Origin of the sequence: Sulfurimonas sp. NWX79, assembly GCF_039667035.1 — a bacterium.
GTDB lineage: Bacteria > Campylobacterota > Campylobacteria > Campylobacterales > Sulfurimonadaceae > Sulfurimonas > Sulfurimonas indica.
In genome coordinates this window covers 1-2,479 of the sequence record NZ_JALCZL010000046.1, presented here as the reverse complement: position 1 = coordinate 2,479, position 2,479 = coordinate 1, and the positions used below count along the sequence as shown (strand labels likewise).

Sequence of the window (2,479 nt, the reverse complement as noted above, 5' to 3'; positions counted from 1 at the left end):
GGTGCCTTTGGCAGTTGACACTAATGCCAAGTGGATGGATAGAAAATATGTTTCGTGGGAAAATTTGGAACATGATTGTGAAGTTGATGAGGAATTTACAGAAAATTTTTGACGCTATCAACGAGTAGCGATACTCTATAAACTTTCTCCCTCTGGAGATAGAGTTGATCCTTTTCGTGAGTTGTTTTTGTAGTGCTACTGTATCATTTTTCATAAGTCTGCTTTGTACCTTTTTATAGAGTCTATCATCGAATTGTATTGCTTCGTAGAGAATCTTGGCTATTATTTTTTGGTCGATTGATTCAATATCTTGGAGGGTTACCAGTTTATCTTTCATCTTCTATACCACTCTCCTCACTATAGGCTTGTAGTTGTTCATTTATAGTTTCAAAATCGACGAAATCTGGATTAAATTCACCTCCATACCACTCTTTGTAGTTTTCATGTTCTTCGTGGTATCGATCTGTCATAGTCTTTTTAAACTCTTCAAATCCCCATACACCTCCGACATCTTCAGGCGGTGCACACCGTTTTCCTCTAATACAACGAGGATACGCCACTCCTTCTTGAACATCTATGATTTTCTCAAGACTCACACTGAGTTCCCAGTTATCCCCAAAGTCATAAAGATATTTGATTTTATCTTTTGGTGATTGTAGTATTTCAGAGATTTGCATTTCATTCTCATCGACAATCTTTTCATCTTCAAATTCATACATATCATCATCGTAAAATTCTGGATTACTAATAAAAAGATTGTTCTTTCTGAATTCATGCAAATGAGCGTCATGCCAGTTAAATGCTATTTATAGTTTTAAAATATTTATTGCCTCTCTCAAATTTTCATTATATTTTTTATAAACCATATCTTTATGGAGATACTGCTTCCCACCAAATGCATTATCCAATATACCCTGAATATTTCTATTTTTTGTCTCAACAACCCGTACTTTATTCTCTTTTGAGGTTTCATATTTTTTGATGAGTTGATTGTTCTTTGCTATGAGATCTTGATAAAACTCTTTTGGAGTTTTTCCATCTCTATTTTTGAGATTTTTATCGGCTCCTAGTTTTAAAAGAAGTGTGACCTTACTCTTCATATCTCTTTTCATGCTTACAAGATGAAGTGCTCTTTGCCCATGATACAGAGCATTCACATCAAACTTGTACTTTTTTATAAGCCACTCTATAAATTGACTACTTATCTCATGTTTTTTGTAGTTTACAATATTGGCTATACGGTAAGAATCATCTAGTGCAAATTCAAGTAGATTTTTGTGACCTATGATGTTCTCATGTGGTTTATAGCCTATCTTTACTAGATACTCCACTATCTCTCTTTTTTCATCTAATGATGCTATGACAAGGGGGTTTCTTTTAGTTGTACTAAAGTCTATTTTGATACCTTTTTTATAAAGCACTTTTGCAAAAGGTAAATTAGCATTCCAAATAGCTCTATCAAAGGCATTATCTCCTTTCTCATTTGTGAAGTTTATATCAGCACCTTTGTCCAGAAGCAAGTCAAAAAGCTCTCTGTTGTTCTTCTCTATGCTATACATCAAGAGTGAGTATTGTACTCCTTTGTCCTCTTCGTAGGTTGCATTTACATCACTACCCTCTTTTATGCACTCTATAAAAGTATTTTGAACCTCTCTATCTTCTTCATCTTTTGGATAAAAAAGATTTGCTCTATCAAGGGCATACAAAAACTTATAGTTGCGTTTAAATGTTTTATATTCATTAAGATATCTACTTGCTTTTTGTGTATCAGCTTCAAGGTAGTAGCCACCTTTGGTGTAGAGTTTTATGAGCTTAGAAAACGCAGCTTCTTGAAATTTAAACTGGTAGCGGCTATCTTTTTTGTAGAGATTTGGGAAAGTTTTGTCATAGTGTGCAAGTTTATCAAGATACTCTACCCCTAAGAGTTCTATCTCTTTGTTGCTTTTAACTTGAGTAAACAGATCTCCAAGAAGAATCATAGACTTTATGTAGCCCTGCTTGGCTGATTTTCTAAACCAGTAGATAGCCTCTTTTTTATCTACCTGTGTGCCTTTTCCCTTAAAATATCGCTTTGCAACCCAATATTGAGACATTTTACTATCAGACTTAGCATCTTTTAAGACCTTGTTGAAGCTTTCTATATCTTCCATTATATTGGCATTTAATGTCACGATGAGTATTAAGATAAGCACTATTTTTCTCATAAGTTTGGCCTCTATATCATTTCACTAGAGTAAAGTTTATCATAAATATTTTTCAATCGAGTATGAAAAATTCTTTTTCAGCATTTTTTATGCTGGGGGGGGGTAAAATACAACAGAAAATAATACAAAAAAAGGTTATCACAAATGAAAAAAAGACTTAATTAAAAAAACGGGTGCTTAAAACACCTCTTAAAGTATGGTATATTGGGAGTAAACAAAGGTTTATTTACAAATGATTGTAAAAAAGCTCTAAAATATGTATAAATTGTCAATCT

3 protein-coding genes are annotated in these 2,479 nt (G+C 33.2%); all 3 read right to left on the bottom strand.

Features of this window, described 5'->3' with window-relative positions:
* A partial coding sequence (locus MNY27_RS10780) for a hypothetical protein (protein ID WP_346392333.1) occupies nucleotides 1-337 on the bottom strand: 337 nt, incomplete at its 3' end.
* Nucleotides 327-806 carry a plasmid pRiA4b ORF-3 family protein gene (locus tag MNY27_RS10775; protein ID WP_346392334.1) on the bottom strand — a complete coding sequence of 160 codons (480 nt, stop codon included), beginning with the start codon at nucleotides 804-806 and terminating at the stop codon, nucleotides 327-329. The genes MNY27_RS10775 and MNY27_RS10780, both read right to left, overlap by 11 nt.
* On the bottom strand, nucleotides 807-2,204 hold the full coding sequence (locus MNY27_RS10770; protein ID WP_346392332.1) for an ankyrin repeat domain-containing protein: 1,398 nt from the start codon (nucleotides 2,202-2,204) through the stop codon (nucleotides 807-809).
* Between the last annotated feature and the right edge of the window lie 275 nt (nucleotides 2,205-2,479).